The sequence below is a fragment of the Hyphobacterium vulgare genome (genome assembly GCF_042643335.1).
Lineage (GTDB): Bacteria > Pseudomonadota > Alphaproteobacteria > Caulobacterales > Maricaulaceae > Hyphobacterium > Hyphobacterium vulgare.
In genome coordinates, this window is record NZ_JBHRSV010000020.1 from 30021 (window position 1) to 50318 (window position 20298).

Genomic DNA, 20298 nt, shown 5'->3' on the forward strand with positions numbered 1-20298 from the left:
ATTGGCCTGCTCGCCCGACAGCTTGGTCAGCTTTGCACTGAGCTTCGGCAGGTGCAGCGCCGCGACCTTCTCGTCGAGATGCTTGGGCAGGATGTAGACTTGGTTCTGGTAGGCATCGCCGCGCGTCCACAGTTCGATCTGGGCCAGCGTCTGGTTGGTGAAGCTGGCGCTCATCACGAAGCTCGGGTGGCCGTTGGCATTGCCGAGGTTCACGAGACGGCCTTCCGACAGCAGGATGATGCGGTTGCCTTCCGGGAACTCGATCAGGTCGACCTGCGGCTTCACATTCTTCCACTTGAAGTTCTGAAGCGCCTCGACCTGGATCTCGTTGTCGAAGTGACCGATATTGCACACGATCGCCATGTCCTTCATGGCGCGCATGTGGTCGATCGTGATGACATCCTTGTTGCCGGTCGCCGTGACGACGATGTCGACATTGTCGATCACGTCCTCGACCGTCACCACCTGGAAGCCGTCCATGCAGGCCTGCAGCGCGCAGATCGGGTCGATCTCGGTCACCGCCACGCGGGCACCGGCCTGGGCGAGGGATTCCGCGGAACCCTTGCCGACATCGCCATAGCCGCAGACCAGGGCGGTCTTGCCGGCCATCATGACGTCGGTGCCGCGGCGGATGGCGTCAACCAGGCTTTCACGGCAGCCGTAACGGTTGTCGAATTTCGACTTGGTCACGGAGTCGTTGACGTTGATCGCCGGGAAGGGCAGCTCGCCGCGCTTGTGCATCTGGTACAGGCGCATCACACCGGTCGTGGTCTCTTCGGACACGCCCTTGATGTTGGCGAGCGCTTTTTCGAACCAGCCGGGATTGGCGGCGATGCGCTTGCGGATTTGCGCGAACAGCCACTTTTCCTCTTCCGACTTCGGCTCGCCGAGCGTCGACGGATCGGCTTCGGCCTTCTTGCCGAGCATCAGATACATCGTCGCGTCGCCGCCATCGTCGAGGATCATGTTGGCGGTTTCGCCGTTCGGCCAATCGAAGATCTTGTCGCAGAAGTCCCAGTATTCCTCGAGCGTCTCGCCCTTGTGGGCAAAGACCGGGATGCCGCGCTCGGCGATCGCCGCGGCCGCGTGATCCTGGGTCGAGAAGATGTTGCACGAGGCCCAGCGCACTTCGGCGCCGAGCTCGACCAGCGTCTCGATCAGGACAGCGGTCTGGATCGTCATGTGCAGAGAGCCGGCGACCCGCGCGCCTTTGAGCGGCTTCTTGGCGCCAAACTCTTCGCGCAACGCCATCAGGCCCGGCATTTCGATTTCGGCCATCTCGATTTCGGTGCGGCCCCAGCCGGCAAGGCTCAGATCCTTGACGGCATAGTCTTTCGTGTCGGTCATGTCGGATAATCCTCTTGGGACGATGAAAAACGAAAAGAGAGGGCAGGGTCTCTGGTAAAGCCGCGGGCGCTCTAACACGGGGGTCGCGCTGGCTCAACTTCGTACCGGAACAGACCTGCCTTGCATGTGCGTGACGCCCGATATAGGCCGCACGCCTGATCTTCAAAACGGAGCCACCATGCGCCTCGCCATTTTCGGAGACGTCGTCGGACACACCGGCCGCCGCGCCGTGCAGGACCACCTGCCCGGCCTGCGCGAGACGCTGAAGCTCGACTTCGTCGTCGTGAATGCGGAAAACGCCGCCGCCGGTTTCGGCATCACCAAGGGCACGGCGGAAGACCTGTTCGACGCCGGCGCCGACGCTCTGACCCTGGGCAATCACGCCTGGGACCAGGCCGAGGCCCTGACCCTGCTTGACCAGGAACCGCGCCTGATCCGCCCGGCGAACTACCCGCAGGACCTCCCCATTCCGGGCAAGGGCGCGAACCTGTTCCACACCGCCGATGGCCGCAGCGTGCTTGTGACCAACCTCATGGGCCGGCTCTACATGGACCCGCTCGACGACCCCTTCGTCGCGGCGGAACGCGAGCTGTCGAACGCTCCGCTCGGCCAGGTCGCTGACGCCGTCATCGTCGATTTCCATGGCGAAGCGACCAGCGAGAAGATGGCGATGGGCCTGTTCTGCGACGGCCGGGCCAGTGTCGTGGTCGGCACCCACACCCATGTCCCGACAGCCGACGCCCGCATTCTGAGCCGCGGCACGGCCTACATCACCGACCTGGGGATGACCGGCGACTACGATTCCGTCATCGGCATGGACAAGGAAGAACCGATGCGCCGCTTCACCTCGCGTCTGCGCTCCGGGCGCATGATCCCGGCCGAAGGGGAGGCCACCCTGTCGGGCCTGTTCGTCGAGACCGACGACCGGACCGGCCTCGCGGTGCGCTGCGAGCCGATCCGGGTGGGCGGGTTGCTGTCGCAGGCGATGCCGGGCGTCGCCTAGGTTATTTCAGGCGCCCCTCCCTCCCCCTGATGGGGAGGGTGCCCGCCGTCAGGCGGGCGGGAGGGGTGATATGCCGAAGACCACCCCCTCCGCCCCGGAACAAGTCCGGGGCACCTCCCCCATCAAGGGGGAGGAGGAACAACAGCATCAATCGATATCTAGATCGCCCCCCGTCCCGACGCTTCCCAGTCCTTCAGGAAGGCGGCGAGCCCGGCATCGGTCAGGTCATGCTGGATCATCTTCTCAAAGATCGCCGGCGGGATGGTGCAGGCATCGGCCCCGGCCAGCGCCGAGCCCTCGACATGCTCCACCGAGCGGATCGAGGCGGCGAGGATGCGGGTCTCGTAGCCATATTCGTCATAGACGGCGCGGATGCGCTGGATCAGCCCCAGCCCGTCCTCGCCGCGGTCGTCGAGCCGGCCGATGAAGGGCGACACGAAAGTCGCGCCGGCCTTCGCCGCCAGCAGGGCCTGCGCGACCGAGAAGCACAGCGTCACATTCGTGGGATGCCCGTCCGCGGTCAGCGCGGCGCAGGCCTTGAGGCCTTCGAAGGTCAGCGGCAGCTTCACGACGATATTGTCAGCCACGGTGCGCAGCTTCTGGCCTTCCGCGATCATCGTCGCGGCATCGGTCGCGACCACTTCGGCGCTGACCGGACCATCGACCGCGGCGCAGATATTCGTCAGACCGGTGATGAAATCCCCGCCGGCTTTCGCGACCAGCGACGGATTGGTCGTCACCCCGTCGACGAGCCCCGTCTCGGCATGGGCGGAAATCAGCGCGGCATCGGCGGTGTCGAGGAAAATCTGCATGAAGAACTCCGGCATTTCCGCTGTCATATCCCGGCTTCGTGAACAGAAAGTCACGCTTGGCTGGTCATGAGCGGCCCAATTGCGCGTTACGCAGGGTTCGTTCGGTCTGCTCTTGTATCGCGTTGCTGAAGAGACGTACGGCATCGGGCCGGGCGGCCGGATCTTGAATCAATTCATCGGCAGTCGCCGGAAGGTGTTCGAGAATCTTTCGGCAAAGCCTGTCGACCTGTCGAAGTGTCGCTGCCGGCCCCAGACCGGCTTGGTTGGCAAATTCCTGCCAGTCTTCCTTGAAAATATAGCGGCGGCTGCGCGCGCTTCCGATCTTCATGGCCAGGTTTTCGGTGATCCCGTGATACATGCCCGCGGACAGGACGTCGTATAACGGAGCGAGTCGGTGTCCGTCGGGGCTGATCATGAAGCTGAAATTCTTGGCGTGCGCATCGGTATTGCCGACTGCGGCATTGAAGATGACGCGGTCGAGCAGGGCCAGCCGGTCTTCGACAAGCTGGGTGCTGGCTGCGTCGATGAGCGCGAACAGTGCGCTCAGTCCGGGACCGCCGGAGGCTTCGTACTTTCGTGTCGGCGGAATTCCGAGTGCTTGTGCCGAATCCTCCTGGTGCAGCCTGTCAACAAATCCGTCCTCGCGCCGCTTGCGGTCGTACCGTTCGATCAGGAGATAGCGGTACCCTTCGGCTATTCCGAGTTGGACATTGGGAGTATCCACGCCGACGGCCTTTGCGAGACGCATGCAAAGCGCCTCATTCTCCACGCTTGCATAAAGCCGCTGCGAATCTGGTTTCAGAATATGGGTCGATGCCGCCCCGTTCTGCGGCAGGTGAATCCTGTCATCGAACAGCGCGACCGCCATTTTTGACTGCGCCCCCGCCAATGACAGAGTGACCTCGTCTTCTCCGGCGTGAAGCGGCCGGGCAGGAAGTCCGGCAATATCCTCCGCAAGCTCCGCTGGAGATCGGAGAAGATATCTGCCGGGATGTTCGGGTCCGCCAATACACAGGGCCCCGGCAGTTTCCCGGCCCATGCGTCGAAGCAACGCAAATATCTCGCCGGGATGCAGCCCAAGCCGGCTGGCAAACACTCTCAGCTGATCGTCCTCAGGCAGAAGGTTCCAGAACCATCCCGTCGACAGGCCCTCGTCTTGTTCATCAGCAGACAGCGGCAATGATTGGGAAATCGGGAAGCATTCGCGATGTTCCAGCCAATCCACCGCGTAACGAAAGGTCAGGCCTCTGCCTGTGTCGGTGAGGTGGCCGACTAGCCGTGTGTGCAGATAGACATCCAACATCATACTTTGGCGTCCAGGCGTAGACCCAGCGCCGTCGCGATTGCGATCACGGCCCCGATCCGTGCGTTTGGCTTGCCGCGTTCCACCTCGCTGATCCATTGATGGCTGACCCCCATGGCTGCGGCGACCTGTTCCTGGGTCAATTGACGCGCCTCCCGGGCGGACCGGATTGCTCGTCCGAGGTCGCGGGCATTTCGTATCTCCATGCAGTCTCCATTTCGTCGATCAACGAAATTTAGCAGGAGCCGGCAGAATATCAATCAGTTTTCGCCAATCGGCGAAAATCAGCGAAATTGGAGAGTGATGCGCCTCAATTTCGTCAAGCGGCGAAACTTTCGACGCGGACAACCGGCTTGGACAGGGCGGTTCGATACGCTAGACAACGCGCCACATCAGGGCCGGTCGATCCGGCCCCTCCACCCGATTGCATCAGGAGGTTTCGGCCATGGCCGGGCACTCGAAATGGGCGAATATCCAGCACCGCAAGGGCCGTCAGGACAAGGCGCGCGGCAAGCTGTTCTCCAAGCTCTCCAAGGAAATCACCATCGCCGCGAAGATGGGTGGTCCCGACCCCGACATGAATCCGCGCCTGCGCCTCGCCGTGGCCAATGCCAAGGGCCAGTCGATGCCGAAGGACAACATCCAGCGCGCCATCGACAAGGCGGTCGGCGGTGATGTCGAGGCCTATGAGGAAATCCGCTACGAAGGTTTCGGCCCCGGCGGCATCGGCCTGATCGTCGAGGTCTCGACCGACAACCGCAACCGCGCGGCGTCCGATGTGCGCACGGCCTTCTCCAAGAATGGTGGAAACATGGGCGAGACCGGCGCGGTCGCCTTCATGTTCGACCAGGTCGGCGAGATCCGCTTCCCGGTCAACGTCGGTGACGAGGAATCCGTGTTCGAGGCTGCCATCGAGGCGGGTGCCGAAGACGTGTCGACCGAAGAGGGCGACGAGGACGAAGCCGGCGAATACGTCATCATCTGCGCCCGCGAGGATCTTGGCGAAGTGTCCACCGCGCTTCAGGAAAAGCTCGGCGAGGCGAAGTCCGCCAACATCATCTGGAAGCCGCAGAATTTGATCGAGGTCGAAGCCGACAAGGCCGCCGGCGTGATGAAGTTGCTCGAAGTCCTCGACGATCTCGACGACGTGCAGAACGTCTTCTCCAACGCCGACTTCTCCGACGAATCCCTCGCCGGCATGGAATAATTCCATGCCCGGCATCACCTTCGTCGACGCAGTCAACTTCCCCTCCGGCAACGGCACGGGGGACGATCGCTACGGCTTCGACGAAGGCATGGGCACGGCCTGGGTGGTCGATGGCGCGACCGATGTCGGCACGCGCCGCGTCTTTCCCGAACTGGTCGAGCGTCCGCCGTCCGGCCCCTTGCTGTTTGAAAGCGATGCGGCCTGGTATGCCGACACGCTGAACGCGGCCTTCACCGCGCCGCCGCGGTCCGGTGAGGCTCCCAAGGCCTATCTCGAACGCATCATCGCTTGCGTCGCCGAAACCGCGCGCGCCGAAGCGCTCTGCGATCTGTCGGCAGAGCCGCGCCACAACTTGCCGAGCGCGGGCGGTATCTGGATGCGCTGCGAAGGCGGCAGCGCCGACTTCGCCGGGCTCGGTGACTGCGTCGCCATCGTGCGGTCCGGCAGCCACACGCATTTCGTCGGCCAGCTTGACCTGATCCGCGCCGAACACGCCTTCAACCGCCAGCAACTCGCCGAACCGGCGGGCAAGGCGGGCGGCTACGCCAATGCCCGCGTCTCGCGCGGGCGGATGAACACCGAAGGCCATCACTGGGTCTTCTCGATCCATCCCGAAGCCGCTGACCGCGCCGAGACCGATCGCGTCAGCGTGTCGGAAGGCGACCACATCCTTCTGATGTCGGACGGCTTCTTCCGCCTCGTCGAACCCTATGGCATCTGCACGGTCGAAACGCTGATGGACCGGGCGATCGAGGAGGACGGCCTGCTCTCGCTCGTCCGCGATCTGCGCAATGCCGAGCGCAATCCCGACGACGACGCGAAGATCGGCCGCCTCAAGACGAAGGACGACGCCACCGCGCTTCTGGTGCGGGTGGACTAAGCCGCGACCGGAAAAGACCCCTCACCCTGACGCGCGTCGCCTTCGGAGCCGTACGCCTGTCCCTCTCCCTGCAGGGAGAGGGAGGGGACGATCCTTCACGGAATCACGAACACACCGGCCCGCGGTTCGGTCAGCGAGCCCAGATAGAGCCGGCCCTCCCCGTCGGGCACGACATTGGCAATCATGCCCCAGCGCCCGTCCGGGTCGTGCCAGCTGTCGAGATGGTTTCCCTGCTCGTCGACGACGAGGATGAAGGCGCGCGGCGGCCCGGCCCTGAGCCAGACAAACTCAGGCAGCTTGGTGATCATGCGTGTCAGGAAGGGATTGCGGTGCAGGAAGGTCAGTAGCGGCACGCGCTGCGTGTCCATCGCGATATAGAGACGCCCCGTCCCGTCGCCGGTGACCCCGTCGGGGATGCCCGGCAGATTGTCGGCGACGATCTCCCACTCCCCGGCGCGCGGCCCCTCAATCCAGTAGCGGGACAGCCGGTAGCGGAAGGTCTCGATCACGAAGACCGATTGCCCGTCGGACGCCATCGCCACGCCATTTGCGAAATAGAGATCGTCCTGCAGAAGGTCGATCGTGCCGTCCATCTGCAGGGCATAGAACAGGCCGTAGGGCCGGTTCTCCGCCATATCGTACTGGAAGCTCGGCTCGCCATTGCCGTTCGGCCAGCGCCAGGACGCATCGGTGACGTAGATCGTGCCGTCCGCGGCGATATCGAGATCGTCGGCGAAACCGAACGGCCGGTAGGCGGGCCCATTCGAGATCAGTTCGACCGCGCCGGAGTCCACGTTGATGGCGTACACCCCGTCCGAGGCGGCGGCGATCAGCCGGCCTTCCGGGTGCCATTGCAGGCCCAAAACCGGGCGGTTGTTGGTGACCTGCGCCACCACCCGGGCCTCGCGGCCGCTCTCGGATACCCACATCAGCGTGCCGTCCGGCTGTCCGGTATAGAAGCCGCCACCCGGTGCCAGTGCGATGTCCTCGCTCGAGGCGATCAGCCCCTCGCCGCGCGCCCCCGCCGCTGCGAGTGCGCCGTCGGGCTCCAGCACGCCGGTCAGTTCGGGGGGGTCGAGCTCGTCCCAATAGGCGGGGTCGACGCGCGACGGCCACAGCCACCAGACCAGCAGAACAAGGGCGATCCCGCCCAGAACCCAACCGAAAGTACGCATGAAATGCCTCCCCAGCCCGTCACTCTAGCGCGCCGTCTGCGTTCTGGCGAAGCCTTGCTGCGGACCGGACTCCGCTTTTCGGCCACGAAACGTTAGGACCCGCACCTGTCCGCGATTCAATGCGCCGCGTCCGCCGCGAATCCCCTTAGGGTCGGCATCGCTCGCGCCACCGCTCGCCCCGGGGAATGCCATGACCTCCGAAACCAGCCTCGATCCGGCGCGCTTGCGCCAACTCGCCAACGCCATTCGCGCCCTGTCGATGGATGCGGTCGAACAGGCCAATTCCGGGCATCCGGGCATGCCGATGGGCATGGCGGATGTCGCGGCGGTCCTCTGGACCCGGCATCTGAAATTCGATGCTGCCGACCCGGCCTGGCCCGATCGCGACCGCTTCATCCTGTCGGCTGGTCACGGTTCAATGCTGATCTATGCGCTGCTGCACCTCGCCGGCTTCGAGGACGTGACGCTCGACGAGATCAGGAAGTTCCGCCAGCTCGGTTCGAAGACGCCGGGCCACCCCGAATATGGTCACACGGCCGGCGTCGAGATGACGACCGGCCCGCTGGGGCAGGGCATTTCCACTGCCGTCGGATTCGCGCTGGCCGAGCGGATGATGCACGCCCGTTTCGGCAGCGATCTCGTCGATCACCACACCTTCGTCATCGCATCGGACGGCGACCTTCAGGAAGGCATCAGCCATGAGGCGATCTCGCTCGCCGGGCATCTGAAGCTGAACCGGCTGATCGTGCTGTGGGACGACAACGAGATTTCCATCGACGGCGACACGCGCCTGTCGGAATCGACCGATGTCCTGAAACGCTTCGAGGCTGCGGGCTGGGCGACCAGCCGTGTCGATGGGCACGACCCGGCGGCGGTCGATGCCGCGCTTCACGCCGCCAGGACGAGCGGCCGCCCGGTTTTGATTGCCTGCCGCACCACGATCGGCTTTGGCGCCCCGACCAAGGCCGGCAAGGCATCCTCGCACGGCTCGCCACTGGGTGCCGAGGAGATCGCCGGCGCGCGGACGGCGCTGGGCTGGAGCCACGGAGCGTTCGAACTGCCCGGCGATATCGTCGAGGAGTGGCGTGCTGCCGGCCGCCGATCGATCGCCGCGCGCGCAGCCTGGCAGGACCGGCTCGCCGCCTCTGGCCGCCAGAGCGAGTTCATCTCCAGCCTCGCCCCGGACATGCCCGGGGACGTCGCCGCGATGATGGCGAACTACCGCAGGGAACTGACCGGAACCCGCCCGTCCCTGGCATCGCGCGCGGCGTCGGGCCAGACGCTCGACCGCCTCGTCCCGGCGTGGCGCGAACTCGCCGGAGGTTCGGCCGACCTCACCGGATCGAACCTCACCAGGGCGAAGGATCAGTCCATCCTCACCGCCAATGATTATTCCGGCCGATACATCCATTTCGGCGTGCGCGAGCATGGCATGGCAGCCTGCGCCAACGGGATGAGCCTGCATGGCGGCGTCCGGCCCTATATCGGCACCTTCCTCGTCTTCGCCGACTATTGCCGCCCAGCGATCCGGCTTGCCGCGCTGATGCGCCAGCCCGTGACCTATGTCTTCACCCACGATTCCATCGGTCTCGGGGAAGACGGCCCGACCCACCAGCCGGTCGAGCATCTGGCGTCATTGCGGGCGATGCCGAATGTCAGGGTCTTCCGCCCCGCTGATGCGCTCGAAACGGCCGAGTGCTGGGAAGCGGCGCTCAACGAGACCGGTGGGCCTTCGGTTCTGGCTCTGTCGCGCCAGAAACTGCCCTTCCTGCGCGGCGATGACGGCAGCGAAAACCTGTCCGCCAAGGGCGCATACGTGCTGCGCGAGGGCACGGATGGCGTCTACATTGCCACCGGATCGGAAGTGAAGATCGCGATGGATGCGGCGGAGATTCTTGAAGCTCAGGGTCATTCCATCCGGGTCGTGTCGGCGCCGAGCCTGGAAGTCTTCGCTGCGCAGAGCGCTGAATACCGGGACCAGGTCCTGCCGCGTAACCTGCCCTGTGTGGCGGTCGAGGCGGCCGCCCGCTTCGGCTGGGATCGCTGGATCGGCCGCGATGGCGGCTTCGTCGGAATGGAAAGCTTCGGCGAATCAGGCCCGATCGAGGATCTCTACGCGCATTTCGGCATCACCGCCGAGCGCGCGGCGGAGGAAATGTTGAAACGGGTCGGCTAGAATCAGTTGCTCTGGAAATTGCGCGCGAAGACCCGGGCGACCACCGGGTGCGCCTCGGTGCGTTCGACGATGGCGTTGAGGGTCCGGCAATTCGTCCGGAACCAGTCGCGTCCCGGGGACCAGTGGCTCATCATCGCGGCATAGATGTCGAGCACCGTCATGGTATCGCCGACGATGAAGCTGGCCGGCTTGATCTGGGCTTCCATCAGCTGCCACAGCGCCCGCCGGCGGGCGAGCGCGCCCTTCACCAGCATGTCGTGCCCGGCCGGGTCTTCATAGAAGCGGCCCGGCTTGTCGCTGATCGCATAGGTCGAATAGAAATTCGCGGCCAGGAAGGTCAGCCAGCGCAGGAAGGTCGCCCGGCCCTTCGCGCCCGGCTTCGGAGCCAGATTCGCCTCCGGGAAGATCTCCGACAGATAGATCAGGATCGCCGCGCTTTCCGTCATCAGCGTGCCGTTCGGCAATTCCAGCGCCGGGACCTGAAGCAGGGGATTGATGGACTTCAGCCGTTCGAAGGCTTCTCCCCCCTCGAACGGGGAGGCCGGCACGAAGTGATAGTCGGCACCCGCGATGTCGAGCACCGCCTCGACACAGGTCGATCCCGTACCCTCTGCCCCGTAAAGCGTGAAGCTCATGCGCGTCTCTCGTCTTCGGTGATCGGACGATGGTCGGTTCCCTCGCCCTCGGTCACGAACAGGGCTTCGCCAGGTTCGACCACGACCCCGCGATGCCAGATATTTCTCGGCACAAGCATGGCCTGGCCGGAGTCGAGCCTCACCGTCCGATTTCCACCTGGCTCGTCAAGGATCACATCCATTGCGCCAGATAGCATCACGATGACTTCCTCGCCCTCGGGATGACGTTCCCAATGTGCAAAGTCCTCCGTCATCGGGAAGCTCATGACGAGCCGCCCCGGATACCGGGTCTGGCCGCTGATCAGGTCTGGCCAGAATCGCTCGTCTACCGCAATCTCCCTGGCGCCGCTGTGGGCCAGATGGATATAAGTGGACTTCGGATCGAAGCCTTTTCCTTCGGTCATTCCCCAATACCCTCGATGGCGACTGAAACCGTCAGCGCCTGAACCGTTTCGCGCACGTCGTGAACGCGCAGGATTGCTGCACCCGATGCTGCAGCATGCAAGGCCACGGCCAGCGACCCGCCGAGACGGTTATCTGATTGCGATCCCACGTCAATCGCGGCAATGAAGCGCTTGCGTGACGCGCCGACCAGAACCGGGAATCCCGCTTCGGCAAGCGAAGAAATGCTGCGCAGCAATGCGAGATTATGCTGCAGTGTCTTGCCGAAGCCGATACCCGGGTCGATCCAGATCTTGTTGCGCGGAATGCCCGCCGCGATCGCCGCATTCGCGCGTTCGAGCAGAAAGGCTTCGACCTCGGCCACCACGTCGTCATAGGCGGGTGCGTGCTGCATCGTGCGCGGCTCGCCCTTCATGTGCATCAGGCAGACCGCGGCGTTCAGTTCGGCGGCTGTATCCAGTGCACCGAGGGCGCGCAGAGCATTGACGTCATTCCAGATCGTCGCGCCGGCGGCGAAGGCGGCGCGCGCGACACCCGGCTTCATCGTGTCGATCGAGATCGGGATGCCGGTCTGGTGCCGCAGCGCCTCGATCACCGGCACGGTGCGGACAATCTCTTCGGCCTCGCCGACGGGCTGGGCACCCGGCCGGGTCGATTCCCCGCCGATGTCGAGCATGTCCGCGCCGTCGGTCACGAGCTTCAGACCGTGCTCGACCGCGCGCGGCAAATCGTCGAACTGTCCGCCATCGGAAAAACTGTCCGGCGTGACATTGACGATCCCCATGACGAAAGGCCGCCCGCGTGCGCGGACGGCCTTCATCAGGTCAGTCGGAAGTCCGGTCACTCAGGCCCCTTGCGGCGACACACCGCCGGGCGCGGGACCTTCCTCGTCTTCCTCGTCCGTCACCGGCACGGCACCGGTCGGCGGCGTGCCGGTCGGGCTCGTGTCCTCGCTCGGACGCGAGGGGGGATTGCCCTTCAGGAGTTCGGTGATTTCCTCGCCCGACAGCGTTTCGTATTCGAGCAGGCCTTCGGCGAGCGTCTCCCAGTCCTTTTTCTTCTCGGTCAGGATTTTCCGGGCCGTCGAATTCGCCTCGTCGATCAGGCGGCGGACTTCCTCTTCGATGATCCGGGCGGTCTCGCCGGAGATCGATTTTGTCCGCGTGAGTTCCTGGCCGAGGAAGACGTTCTGGCCGTTGCTGTCGGAATAATCGATCGTGCCCAGCTTGTCGGAGAACCCCCAGCGCGTGACCATGGCACGGGCGACGCGGGTCGCCTGCTGGATGTCGGACGACGCCCCGGACGTGATCTTCTCCTTGCCGAATTTCAGCTCCTCGGCGATCCGCCCGCCCATCGCGATCGCCAGGAAGGACGTCATCTGGGTGTAGTTCTCGCTCAGCTTGTCGGCTTCCGGCAGACGCATCACCATGCCGAGCGCGCGGCCCCGCGGGATGATCGTCGCCTTGTGCACCGGGTCGGCCTCGGGAACGTTGATCGAGACGATGGCGTGACCGGCCTCGTGATAGGCCGTCAGGATCTTCTCCTTCTCGCCCATCACCATCGAGCGCCGCTCCGGCCCCATCATCACCTTGTCCTTGGCGTCCTCGAGCTCGGCCATGGAGACGACGCGCTTGTTGCGCCGGGCGGCCAGCAGGGCCGCCTCGTTGATCAGATTGGCGAGATCCGCACCGGAGAAGCCCGGCGTGCCGCGCGCGATCGTCTTCGGATCGACATCGGCCGCGACCGGGACATTGCGCATGTGGACTTTCAGGATTTTCTCGCGCCCGGAGATGTCCGGGTTCGGGACCACGACCTGGCGGTCGAAGCGGCCCGGACGCATCAGCGCCGGATCGAGCACGTCGGGACGGTTGGTCGCGGCAATCAGGATGATCCCCTCATTCGCCTCGAAACCGTCCATCTCGACCAGAAGCTGGTTCAGCGTCTGCTCGCGCTCGTCATTGCCGCCGCCAAGGCCGGCACCGCGTGACCGGCCCACTGCATCAATTTCGTCGATGAAGATGATGCAGGGCGCATTCTTCTTGGCCTGTTCGAACATGTCGCGGACCCGGCTCGCGCCGACGCCGACGAACATTTCCACGAAGTCGGAACCGGAAATCGTGAAGAAGGGCACATTGGCTTCGCCCGCGACGGCGCGCGCAATGAGCGTCTTGCCGGTACCCGGAGGGCCGACCAGCAGCGCGCCTTTCGGGATCTTGCCGCCGAGACGCTGGAATTTGGACGGATCCTTCAGGAATTCGACGATCTCCTGCAGCTCTTCCTTGGCCTCGTCGACGCCGGCGACATCCTCGAAGGTCACGCGGCCCTGGCGTTCGGTCAGCAGGCGCGCCTTGGACTTGCCGAAGCCCATCGCGCCGCCGCGGCCGCCGCCCTGCATCTGGCGCATGAAGAATATCCACACCGCGATCAGCAGCAGCATCGGGAACCACTGGATCAGGATGGTCCAGAAGCTCGGTCCGGTCTGGCCCGGATCAGCGCTGATCTCGACGCCATTGTCGCGCAGTGTGGAGATCAGCTGATCGTCCTGCGGCGGCAGGTTGGCGACGAAGGTCTCGCCGCTGCCATTCTGGCCGATGATGCGCTCGCCGCGGATCTCCGCGCGATTGATCGTGTCCGCTTCCACCTGATCGAGGAATTGCGAATAGCTGATCTGGTTGGCGTTCGCCGTCTGCGGCGGTCCCTGTAGCAGGTTGAACAGCGCCACGAGCAGGAGGAGGACGATGCCCCAGATGAGAAGATTGCGAAGGTTCATGTCTCTAACACTTCCAGATCCGATCCCCGGGGATATGGGGCGTCGGAGAATGAATTGCGAGAGCCGGCCGCACCGGTTCGCAGCGCCAATTCCCGATCAAACCACGCCGGCGGGAGTCCGGCAAAGAGCGTTCGTGCAGCCAGCGCCGGGCCCAGCCATCCCGACCTGACACTGCGGGGCGTGTCGAGGCCCGCCACCGCAAGCACCGTGCCGCCTTGCCGCAGCGCGCCAAGCGTCGGCCGCGCAAGGCCTGGCACCGCGTCCAGCGCCGCAGCGCCGGTGTAACCTGAATAGTCGGCTCCAAGCGGCCCGATGTCGAGGCCCTCGCAATCGGATGCAATCTGCCATCGTCCGTCCCAGGCGACGCTTTTGCCCAAAGGCAGGCCAGACGCCGCCGCAGGTTCACGGCCGGGTTCGCGCACCAGCCAGTGCCGGCCTTGCCAATTGGTCAGGGCCGCACCGCCCCCGGTCGCCGGTCCGCCGCACTCCAGTCCGGTAATCACCGCCTCCACGCCGCGCGGTGCGGGCCGGGATGCGCCGGACACCATGGCGATGGCCGCGGCCACGGCCCGTCGCCGCAGCGCGGCTGGCGCGGTGTTCAGCCTCGCCCGGTCGAGCCTGACCCCGCCCCAGGGCCTGGGGTCGATCGCCTCGAGGAACAGGCGCGCCCCGGCTGCCGCGAGACCGTCTTCGATCCGGCCCGCGCTATCGGCCAACCCGGTCAGCCGGCCGGTGCCGAGGCCGCGCGCACGAAGTCGTTCGAGGGTCCGGCGCACCCGGATGCGCTGGAAGCCGGTGTCCTCGTTGGAGGGGTCGTCGATCCAGTCGAGGCCCTGAGCCGACAGCCAGTGCCGGACACCGGCGCGGGTCTGGTCGATCAGCGGCCGGGCGATCCACAGCCCGTCGCCGTCCGGCCAGACTGGGTGCGGCGACAGGGGCCGCATTGTTGCCAGGCCGGAAAGGCCCGCTCCGGCGGTCAGCCGCATCCAGACGGTTTCCGCCCGGTCGTCATGGGTATGCCCGAGAAGAATGGTCGCGGCCCCGATGCGCCGGGCCTCGTGCGCGAGTTCGGTCAGCCGCCATTGACGCGCTTCGGCCTGCAGACCGCTGGCCGGGACCGCGCCGTCGCGGCGGACGATGCGAGCCGGTACGCCTTCGGTCTCGGCCATCGCAGCGGCACGGCGGGCGTCCTCTGCGCTCTCCCGGCGGAATCCATGGTCGCAGACAAGCGCGTGCAGCGGGCGACCGGAAAACCGGCTCCACCGCGCCGCAAGGATCAGGAGCGTGCGGGAATCGGCCCCGCCGGACAGGCCGATCAGGACCGGTCCGGGCGCGGTGACGAGCGTGTCGAGACGCGCGGCGGTTTCAGCGCCTAGCGGCACCCGATCCGCATCGCTTCGCGATTGGCGCGCGCCCGCGCGTCGGCGGTCGCGTTCGGGAATTGGCTGGAGAAGCGGCCGAGCGTCTGGCACGCATCATTGTCGCGGCCGAGATTGGACAGGGAGGAGGCGAGGCGCACCAGCGCGTCCGGCGCCTTTGGACCGCGTCCGTCCGCGCGCAGCGACGCGATATAGGCGTCGGCGGCCTCGGCGAAATCCGAATTGATGAAATAGGTTTCGCCGAGCCAGAACTGCGCTTCGGAGGCGCGCTGGTGATCGGGATAGTCGGCGACGAAACGCTCGAACCCTTCCTGCGCGCCGAAGAAATCGCCGTCGAGCAGACGGCTTTCCGCCTCCGCATACAGCGTGTTCGGATCACGAGCGGGCATGTTCGCGGCACCGGAAGCCGCGAGCGTGCTCGGACCACCCAGCGGGCGTGTCGCGGCAGCGCGCTCGTCCGCATAGGGATCGTCGGGATTGGTGACAGCGTAATTGCCGGTCAGATCGGCGGGACCGCCTGCGCGACCGGAAGGACCGGAGGAGGGAGAGCCGGCGCCCGCCATCGCCTCGTCGCCGAATCCGGCATTGTCGTTGGCGGGGGCGCTCATCAGCGCATCGACATCGCGTCCGAGACGCTCCAATTCCTGGCGCATGCGCCGGTTCTGGAATTCCAGCTCCTCGATCGTGCCGCGAAGATCGCGCATTTCGCCCTCCAGCCCGTCCACGCGGACCAGGAGCTGTTCGGCGACCGGATCACCAGCCATGAAGCGGGACTCCATCTCGGCGAGCCGCGCTTCGGCGGCGTCGAGGCGCTGCGCCATTTCGCGGCGCGATTGCGCCTCGGCAGGCGCGGCCAGGAGGAGGATGAGCGGGAGGAGCAGGAAATAGCGTGTCATGTCACCAATTCTGATCAGCTAGCGCGGCGAAAATGCGGCGTTCGGCAGACAGGGAAACGCCCGCCCGGCAGGGGCCGGACGGGCGTCTCGTTTCACCGGTCAGATCATCCGGAGCGTTCGAACTAGCTGTTCGATCCGCCCTGGATCATCGTGATCGCGTTCCGGTTCTGCGCCCAGCAGGCCTCGTTCGACTGCAAGCAGGACGGGCGCTCCTTGCCGTAGGACACGGTGGAGATGCGCGCCGGCGACACGCCGAGGCTGACCAGGTAGTCGCGGGCCGCATTGGCGCGGCGGGCACCCAGGGCGAGGTTGTATTCGCGCGTGCCGCGCTCGTCGCAATTGCCGGCGACGAGAATGGTCGTGCCCGGATAGGCGTTCAGCCACTCGGCCTGACGGCGGAGGGTTTCACGCGCTTCCGGACGCAGCGAATACTGGTCGAGATCGTAGAACACCCGGTCGCCAGCAGTGGCGACGAAGTGCGCTTCGGTTCCCGGCGTCGGGCCCGGGTTTTCCGGGGTTGTGCGCGGCGGAGTCGTCGGGCCATCGACGCGGGTCTGCGGCGGCGGCGTGTTGTCTTCCGGCGGCGTCGAGGCACAGGCAGCCGCGAGAGCGGCGAGGCTGGCTACGGCGAGAAACTTGATTTTCATGCGTGCGTCATCCCTTCTGAACCGCTCCCTCGCAGGGTTGCGGTATGACTCCCACGTGACGTGTCTTTGCGGCGTATTCGTGACCGACGGACCCTTCCTTGAGCAAATTTCCGGGGTCGTGGGAAAAAGTTAACGCCGACTGCCTCAATCAATCAAGGGCGACCATGCCGGATCGGAGGCGGCGCCACGGATTGGCGCAGGCCGCAGATTGAATCCCGCAAGGTCAATACTCCAGATGGCGTATTGGGTTCCGTTCGACGAACGGTCTCCGCGGGTGAACAGCAGAACCCGGCCATTCGGCGACCAGGCCGGGCTGTCGACGAAATAGCCTTCATAGAGGATGCGTTCCTCTCCGCTGCCATCGGCGCGAACCACGCCGAGCGCGAACTGGCTGCCGCGCTGTTTCACGAAGGCGATCAGGTCGCCGCGCGGCGACCAGACCGGGGCGGTGTAGCGGCCTTCGCCATAGGTGATGCGCTGGGCCGGGCCGCCATTGGCGTCCATGACATAGAGCTGCGACCCGCCGCCGCGTGCCGAGGAGAACACGATCTGATCGCCATCGGGCGAGAAGGACGGTTCCACATCGTCGGCCGGGTGGTCGGTCAGGCGCGTCAACTGTCGTGCCCGCAAATCGAAGCGGTGGATGTCATGGCCGGACTGGCGTTCGATCGAAACCACCAGGCTCTGACCGTCCGGCGAGAAGCGCGCCGACAGCGACTGGCCGTCTGCATCGACCTGGGCAAGCCCTCGCGTGCCGGTCGCGAACAGCGCTTCCTGGCGGCCGGTTTCGAGATCGTAGAGATAAGTGGTCGCATGACCGTCGATGAAGGAGACATAGGCAATCTGCTGCGCGCTCGGCGAATAGTTCGGCAGCAGCGCCATGTAGGACCGGTCGGTCAGATAGGACGGGTTGGCGCCGTCCTGGTCCATGATCGCCAGCCGGCGCGTCGGGATGCCGTCCGGCCCGGTGCCTTCCGCGACATAGACGATCCGCGTGTCGAAATAGCCGCTTTCGCCCGTCAGGCGCTGATAGACCGCGTCGGCGACCTTGTGCGCCACCCGGCGCCAGTTTTCCGGCGCGGTGACGAATTGCAGGCCCAGCATCTGCTCTTCGAGACGCGTGTCCCACAGGCGGAAGGCGACGAGGAGCCGGCCGTCCGGCTGCTGCGTCACCCGGCCCGCCAGAAGCGCGTCGGCCTCGATGATCCGCCAGTCCTGGAAGCGCGGCCGGAGATCGATATTGGTGATGTTCTCGATGAAGGCGTTCTGCGGCACCGAGGTGAACAAGGCCGAGGAGGCGAGGTCGTTGCGGACCACTTCGGCGATTTCCGCGCCATACAGATCGCCCGATCCGTTCTCCACGAAATCGGGAATGGCGATCGGGGTCGGTTCCAGATTGCCGCGGTCGATCGTGACCTGCAGCGGCTGCTGCGCCAGCGCGGCGGCAGACAGAATCAACGTCAGAAGTAGGGCGGCGAGGGGGCTGGTGACGCGAAGCATGTCGGCGGGCTCCTCAGGAGTATGAAGGCGGCGAGCGGTCAGAAACTATCATTGCGGAAAGTGACATCGATAAGGCGCCATTGCGCGTATTGTTCCGATGGCAGGCGGTAGGGCGCGCAATCGATGATCGCGGCCAGCGCACGCTCCTGAGCGACCTGCCAATAGGGGTCGCCGGACGCCCGGATGCGGCTGGCATTTTCCGCCACCGGCGGGGCGGCCAGCGTGCCGTCGCGGTTCAGGCGGACCTGCACGTTCACGATCAGCCGTTCCGGGTTCGGCGCGTCGCGTGAATTGCGCCAGCAGCGATTGGCCTGGCTGCGGATGAAATCCGACAACGTCGCCGTATCGGCGCTTCCCGACCCGACGCCGCGCTGGTTGTCGCCCTGCAGTGCGGCGGAATTCGAATTCTGGGAGTTGCGCGACTGGTTGACCAGGTCGGACAGGTTGTCGAGATCGAGCGCGTCGGACTGGGTGCGTTGCTGGGTCTGTTGCGGCGGCGTGCGCGGTGTTTCGCGCGGCGCAGGCGTATCCTCGACCTCCGGCTCGGCTTCGGCCTCCGGCTCGACCGCTTCCGGGGCGGCTTCGGTCGGGTCGGGTATCACCGCTTCGGGTTCGCTCTCGGCCGGTGCGGGCGGCGTGTCTTCAGCGGGTTGTTCGGCCGGGGTCTCGACCGGTATTTCCTCGGCGGGCGGCGGGGTTTCGGCGACCGGATCGGGCGTCCGCGCCTGGACATTGGTGATGTCCGACAGCGTCACCAGATCAACCGGCACGATGGAGCCCGACGACAGCGGACGCACCGCCATCGGGAAATAGATCAGCCCGCTGACGATCAGGGCGCCGTGCAGCGCCAGGGATATGGCAAGCGCCCGGCGCAACCCTATTCCCCTTGGGAGATCGGGTCGGTGATCAGGCCGAGATTGCCGTAGCCGGCGGCGCTGATCCGGCCCATGACCCGCATCACCGAGCCGTAGTCGGCATTCTCGTCGGCGCGGATGAAGACGCGGCTTTCATAGCCCGCCCCGGCGATCGCCTGCAGCCGCGGCACCAGCGTTTCGAGCTCGACGACGGTTTCCTGCAGATAGATCACGCCGTCCGCGCCGATCGTGATCGTCAGCGGCTCCTCATTGGCGGGCATGGCCCGGGCCTCGGTTTCCGGCAGATCGACCGCGACCCCAACCGTCAACAGCGGTGCGGTGATCATGAAGACGATGAGCAGGACAAGCATCACGTCCACGAAGGGCGTGACGTTGATCTCGGCTTGCGGCTTCCAGCGCCGGTTCGACCCGTTGCGGCTGATGCTTCCGGCCATGACCTAGCCCTCGTCGCGGTCTGCGAGGGCGGACAATTCGTCGCCGAAGGCTTCGAGACGGGCGGCATAGCCCGCCAGATTGGCCGACAGTGCATTGTAGAAGATCACCGCCGGAATGGCGGCCAGCAGGCCCAGCGCGGTGGCGAACAGCGCCTCGGCAATGCCCGGCGCGACGACAGCGAGATTGGTGTTCTGCGAGGCGGCGATGGAGCGGAAGGCATTCATGATGCCCCACACCGTGCCGAACAGGCCCACGAACGGGGCGGCCGACGAGATGGTCGCAAGCAGGCCGAGACCGCCCTCCATCCGGTTGAGCTCGCGCGAGGTTTCCGCCCCGGCGGCTTTCGAGACCCGCTCGCCCGAGCGGGCGCCCTTCCATTCGCGCAGCGCCGCGGCGAAGACCCGGCTGAACGGATCGCGCGGCCGGCGCGCGAATTCGTCGGCCAGCGAGTCGATCGACCGGCCCGACCAGAAGCTTTCCTCGAAATGCTTCGCCTTGCCCCGTGCGGCACGCAGCGAAAGCCACTTGTCGATGGCGACCGCCCAGCTGGCGACCGACATGATGATCAGCACGCCCATGACGGCTTTGACGACCCAGTCGGCACGCAGGAACAACTCCAGAAATCCGAATTCTTGCGCGGCGGGCGCGAGTTCGATCATCGTGGCTTCCATGCCCATTCCCCTCGTTTCAACGCGGCTTTCGAATACGGCCTCAGGCTTTTGACCGCAAAAGGGTTAACCCGGCGATTCCAGACACCACCCCAGTGCCGTGATTTCGCCTGCCCGATGCAAGCCTCGAGCCGACCCCGGAAAGACAGGCCGATTGCGGCGATTTGAGGGAGTCGGCAAAGCCGGAA

The 20298-nt window shown here is 65.5% G+C and carries 20 protein-coding genes; 4 read left to right on the forward strand and 16 right to left on the reverse strand.

The features are described from left to right. Nucleotides 1–1347, reverse strand: a 1347-nt coding sequence (gene ahcY, locus ACFOOR_RS10960; RefSeq protein WP_380214538.1) for an adenosylhomocysteinase, incomplete at its 3' end; no start/stop codon positions are given. 178 nt (nt 1348–1525) lie between these two features. On the opposite strand from ahcY, the gene ACFOOR_RS10965 reads away from it, so the two are divergent. Beyond that, complete coding sequence (locus ACFOOR_RS10965; RefSeq protein WP_343164735.1) at nt 1526–2350, forward strand: TIGR00282 family metallophosphoesterase; 825 nt, start codon at nt 1526–1528, stop codon at nt 2348–2350. A gap of 158 nt (nt 2351–2508) precedes the next feature. Here ACFOOR_RS10965 and fsa read toward each other — a convergent pair whose 3' ends face one another. The 3 genes from fsa to ACFOOR_RS10980 form a co-directional block, all read right to left on the reverse strand. Next, entirely contained in the window at nt 2509–3162 is a 654-nt protein-coding gene (gene fsa, locus ACFOOR_RS10970; protein ID WP_343164820.1) for a fructose-6-phosphate aldolase, read from the reverse strand. A gap of 64 nt (nt 3163–3226) precedes the next feature. Then, nucleotides 3227–4468 (reverse strand): type II toxin-antitoxin system HipA family toxin, encoded by a 1242-nt coding sequence (locus tag ACFOOR_RS10975; RefSeq protein ID WP_343164734.1) that lies wholly within the window; start codon nt 4466–4468, stop codon nt 3227–3229. After that, the gene (locus tag ACFOOR_RS10980) at nt 4465–4671 is read right to left on the reverse strand and encodes a type II toxin-antitoxin system Y4mF family antitoxin (protein ID WP_343164733.1); all 207 of its coding nucleotides are present in this window, start codon (nt 4669–4671) and stop codon (nt 4465–4467) included. Before ACFOOR_RS10980 ends, ACFOOR_RS10975 begins: the two co-directional genes overlap by 4 nt. A gap of 239 nt (nt 4672–4910) precedes the next feature. Here ACFOOR_RS10980 and ACFOOR_RS10985 point away from each other — a divergent pair, with 239 nt between their 5' ends. Together ACFOOR_RS10985 and ACFOOR_RS10990 are read left to right on the forward strand one after the other, a co-directional pair. Further along, nucleotides 4911–5672 (forward strand): YebC/PmpR family DNA-binding transcriptional regulator, encoded by a 762-nt coding sequence (locus tag ACFOOR_RS10985; protein WP_343164732.1) that lies wholly within the window; start codon nt 4911–4913, stop codon nt 5670–5672. Nucleotides 5673–5676: 4 nt separating this feature from the next. Beyond that, entirely contained in the window at nt 5677–6552 is an 876-nt protein-coding gene (locus tag ACFOOR_RS10990) for a hypothetical protein (protein ID WP_343164731.1), read from the forward strand. Between the two features lie 95 nt (nt 6553–6647). On the opposite strand, the gene ACFOOR_RS10995 is transcribed toward ACFOOR_RS10990, so the two are convergent. Continuing rightward, on the reverse strand, nt 6648–7727 hold the full coding sequence (locus tag ACFOOR_RS10995) for an SMP-30/gluconolactonase/LRE family protein (protein WP_343164730.1): 1080 nt from the start codon (nt 7725–7727) through the stop codon (nt 6648–6650). 190 nt (nt 7728–7917) lie between these two features. Between ACFOOR_RS10995 and tkt the strand changes: the two genes are divergently transcribed. Further along, the gene (tkt, locus tag ACFOOR_RS11000) at nt 7918–9903 is read left to right on the forward strand and encodes a transketolase (protein ID WP_343164729.1); all 1986 of its coding nucleotides are present in this window, start codon (nt 7918–7920) and stop codon (nt 9901–9903) included. Between the two features lie 2 nt (nt 9904–9905). On the opposite strand, the gene ACFOOR_RS11005 is transcribed toward tkt, so the two are convergent. The 11 genes from ACFOOR_RS11005 to tolQ form a co-directional block, all read right to left on the reverse strand. Next, nucleotides 9906–10538, reverse strand: coding sequence for a glutathione S-transferase family protein (locus tag ACFOOR_RS11005; RefSeq protein WP_343164728.1), 633 nt, complete (start codon nt 10536–10538; stop codon nt 9906–9908). Next, nucleotides 10535–10942 (reverse strand): cupin domain-containing protein, encoded by a 408-nt coding sequence (locus ACFOOR_RS11010; protein WP_343164727.1) that lies wholly within the window; start codon nt 10940–10942, stop codon nt 10535–10537. The genes ACFOOR_RS11005 and ACFOOR_RS11010 overlap by 4 nt, the downstream gene beginning before the upstream one ends. Further along, nucleotides 10939–11760, reverse strand: a complete 822-nt coding sequence (gene folP / locus ACFOOR_RS11015; protein WP_343164819.1) for a dihydropteroate synthase — start codon at nt 11758–11760, stop codon at nt 10939–10941. Before folP ends, ACFOOR_RS11010 begins: the two co-directional genes overlap by 4 nt. A 24-nt stretch (nt 11761–11784) precedes the next feature. Then, nucleotides 11785–13710, reverse strand: coding sequence for an ATP-dependent zinc metalloprotease FtsH (gene ftsH, locus ACFOOR_RS11020; protein ID WP_343164726.1), 1926 nt, complete (start codon nt 13708–13710; stop codon nt 11785–11787). Continuing rightward, complete coding sequence (gene tilS / locus ACFOOR_RS11025; RefSeq protein WP_343164725.1) at nt 13707–15092, reverse strand: tRNA lysidine(34) synthetase TilS; 1386 nt, start codon at nt 15090–15092, stop codon at nt 13707–13709. The genes ftsH and tilS overlap by 4 nt, the downstream gene beginning before the upstream one ends. Beyond that, the gene (gene ybgF, locus ACFOOR_RS11030; RefSeq protein ID WP_343164724.1) at nt 15083–15985 is read right to left on the reverse strand and encodes a tol-pal system protein YbgF; all 903 of its coding nucleotides are present in this window, start codon (nt 15983–15985) and stop codon (nt 15083–15085) included. The genes tilS and ybgF overlap by 10 nt, the downstream gene beginning before the upstream one ends. 122 nt (nt 15986–16107) lie before the next feature. Next, on the reverse strand, nt 16108–16632 hold the full coding sequence (gene pal, locus ACFOOR_RS11035; RefSeq protein ID WP_343164723.1) for a peptidoglycan-associated lipoprotein Pal: 525 nt from the start codon (nt 16630–16632) through the stop codon (nt 16108–16110). Nucleotides 16633–16776: 144 nt separating this feature from the next. Beyond that, nucleotides 16777–18132: a Tol-Pal system beta propeller repeat protein TolB gene (tolB, locus tag ACFOOR_RS11040; protein WP_343164722.1), complete on the reverse strand. Its 1356-nt coding sequence runs from the start codon at nt 18130–18132 to the stop codon at nt 16777–16779. A 38-nt stretch (nt 18133–18170) separates the two neighbouring features. Continuing rightward, complete coding sequence (locus tag ACFOOR_RS11045; RefSeq protein WP_343164721.1) at nt 18171–19007, reverse strand: hypothetical protein; 837 nt, start codon at nt 19005–19007, stop codon at nt 18171–18173. 2 nt (nt 19008–19009) lie between these two features. Next, nucleotides 19010–19441 (reverse strand): ExbD/TolR family protein, encoded by a 432-nt coding sequence (locus ACFOOR_RS11050; protein ID WP_343164720.1) that lies wholly within the window; start codon nt 19439–19441, stop codon nt 19010–19012. A 3-nt stretch (nt 19442–19444) separates the two neighbouring features. After that, entirely contained in the window at nt 19445–20113 is a 669-nt protein-coding gene (tolQ, locus tag ACFOOR_RS11055) for a protein TolQ (RefSeq protein ID WP_343164719.1), read from the reverse strand. Nucleotides 20114–20298: the final 185 nt, after the last annotated feature.

Excerpts from the sequence above, each read along its gene's own strand:
- ACFOOR_RS10965 (WP_343164735.1), top strand. The coding sequence starts at position 1,526 with ATGCGCCTCGCCATTTTCGGAGACGTCGTCGGACACACCGGCCGCCGC.
- fsa (WP_343164820.1), bottom strand. The coding sequence starts at position 3,162 with ATGCAGATTTTCCTCGACACCGCCGATGCCGCGCTGATTTCCGCCCAT.
- ACFOOR_RS10975 (WP_343164734.1), bottom strand. The coding sequence starts at position 4,468 with ATGATGTTGGATGTCTATCTGCACACACGGCTAGTCGGCCACCTCACC.
- ACFOOR_RS10980 (WP_343164733.1), bottom strand. The coding sequence starts at position 4,671 with ATGGAGATACGAAATGCCCGCGACCTCGGACGAGCAATCCGGTCCGCC.
- ACFOOR_RS10985 (WP_343164732.1), top strand. The coding sequence starts at position 4,911 with ATGGCCGGGCACTCGAAATGGGCGAATATCCAGCACCGCAAGGGCCGT.
- ACFOOR_RS10990 (WP_343164731.1), top strand. The coding sequence starts at position 5,677 with ATGCCCGGCATCACCTTCGTCGACGCAGTCAACTTCCCCTCCGGCAAC.
- ACFOOR_RS10995 (WP_343164730.1), bottom strand. The coding sequence starts at position 7,727 with ATGCGTACTTTCGGTTGGGTTCTGGGCGGGATCGCCCTTGTTCTGCTG.
- tkt (WP_343164729.1), top strand. The coding sequence starts at position 7,918 with ATGACCTCCGAAACCAGCCTCGATCCGGCGCGCTTGCGCCAACTCGCC.
- ACFOOR_RS11005 (WP_343164728.1), bottom strand. The coding sequence starts at position 10,538 with ATGAGCTTCACGCTTTACGGGGCAGAGGGTACGGGATCGACCTGTGTC.
- ACFOOR_RS11010 (WP_343164727.1), bottom strand. The coding sequence starts at position 10,942 with ATGACCGAAGGAAAAGGCTTCGATCCGAAGTCCACTTATATCCATCTG.
- folP (WP_343164819.1), bottom strand. The coding sequence starts at position 11,760 with ATGAAGGCCGTCCGCGCACGCGGGCGGCCTTTCGTCATGGGGATCGTC.
- ftsH (WP_343164726.1), bottom strand. The coding sequence starts at position 13,710 with ATGAACCTTCGCAATCTTCTCATCTGGGGCATCGTCCTCCTCCTGCTC.
- ybgF (WP_343164724.1), bottom strand. The coding sequence starts at position 15,985 with ATGACACGCTATTTCCTGCTCCTCCCGCTCATCCTCCTCCTGGCCGCG.
- pal (WP_343164723.1), bottom strand. The coding sequence starts at position 16,632 with ATGAAAATCAAGTTTCTCGCCGTAGCCAGCCTCGCCGCTCTCGCGGCT.
- tolB (WP_343164722.1), bottom strand. The coding sequence starts at position 18,132 with ATGCTTCGCGTCACCAGCCCCCTCGCCGCCCTACTTCTGACGTTGATT.
- ACFOOR_RS11050 (WP_343164720.1), bottom strand. The coding sequence starts at position 19,441 with ATGGCCGGAAGCATCAGCCGCAACGGGTCGAACCGGCGCTGGAAGCCG.
- tolQ (WP_343164719.1), bottom strand. The coding sequence starts at position 20,113 with ATGGAAGCCACGATGATCGAACTCGCGCCCGCCGCGCAAGAATTCGGA.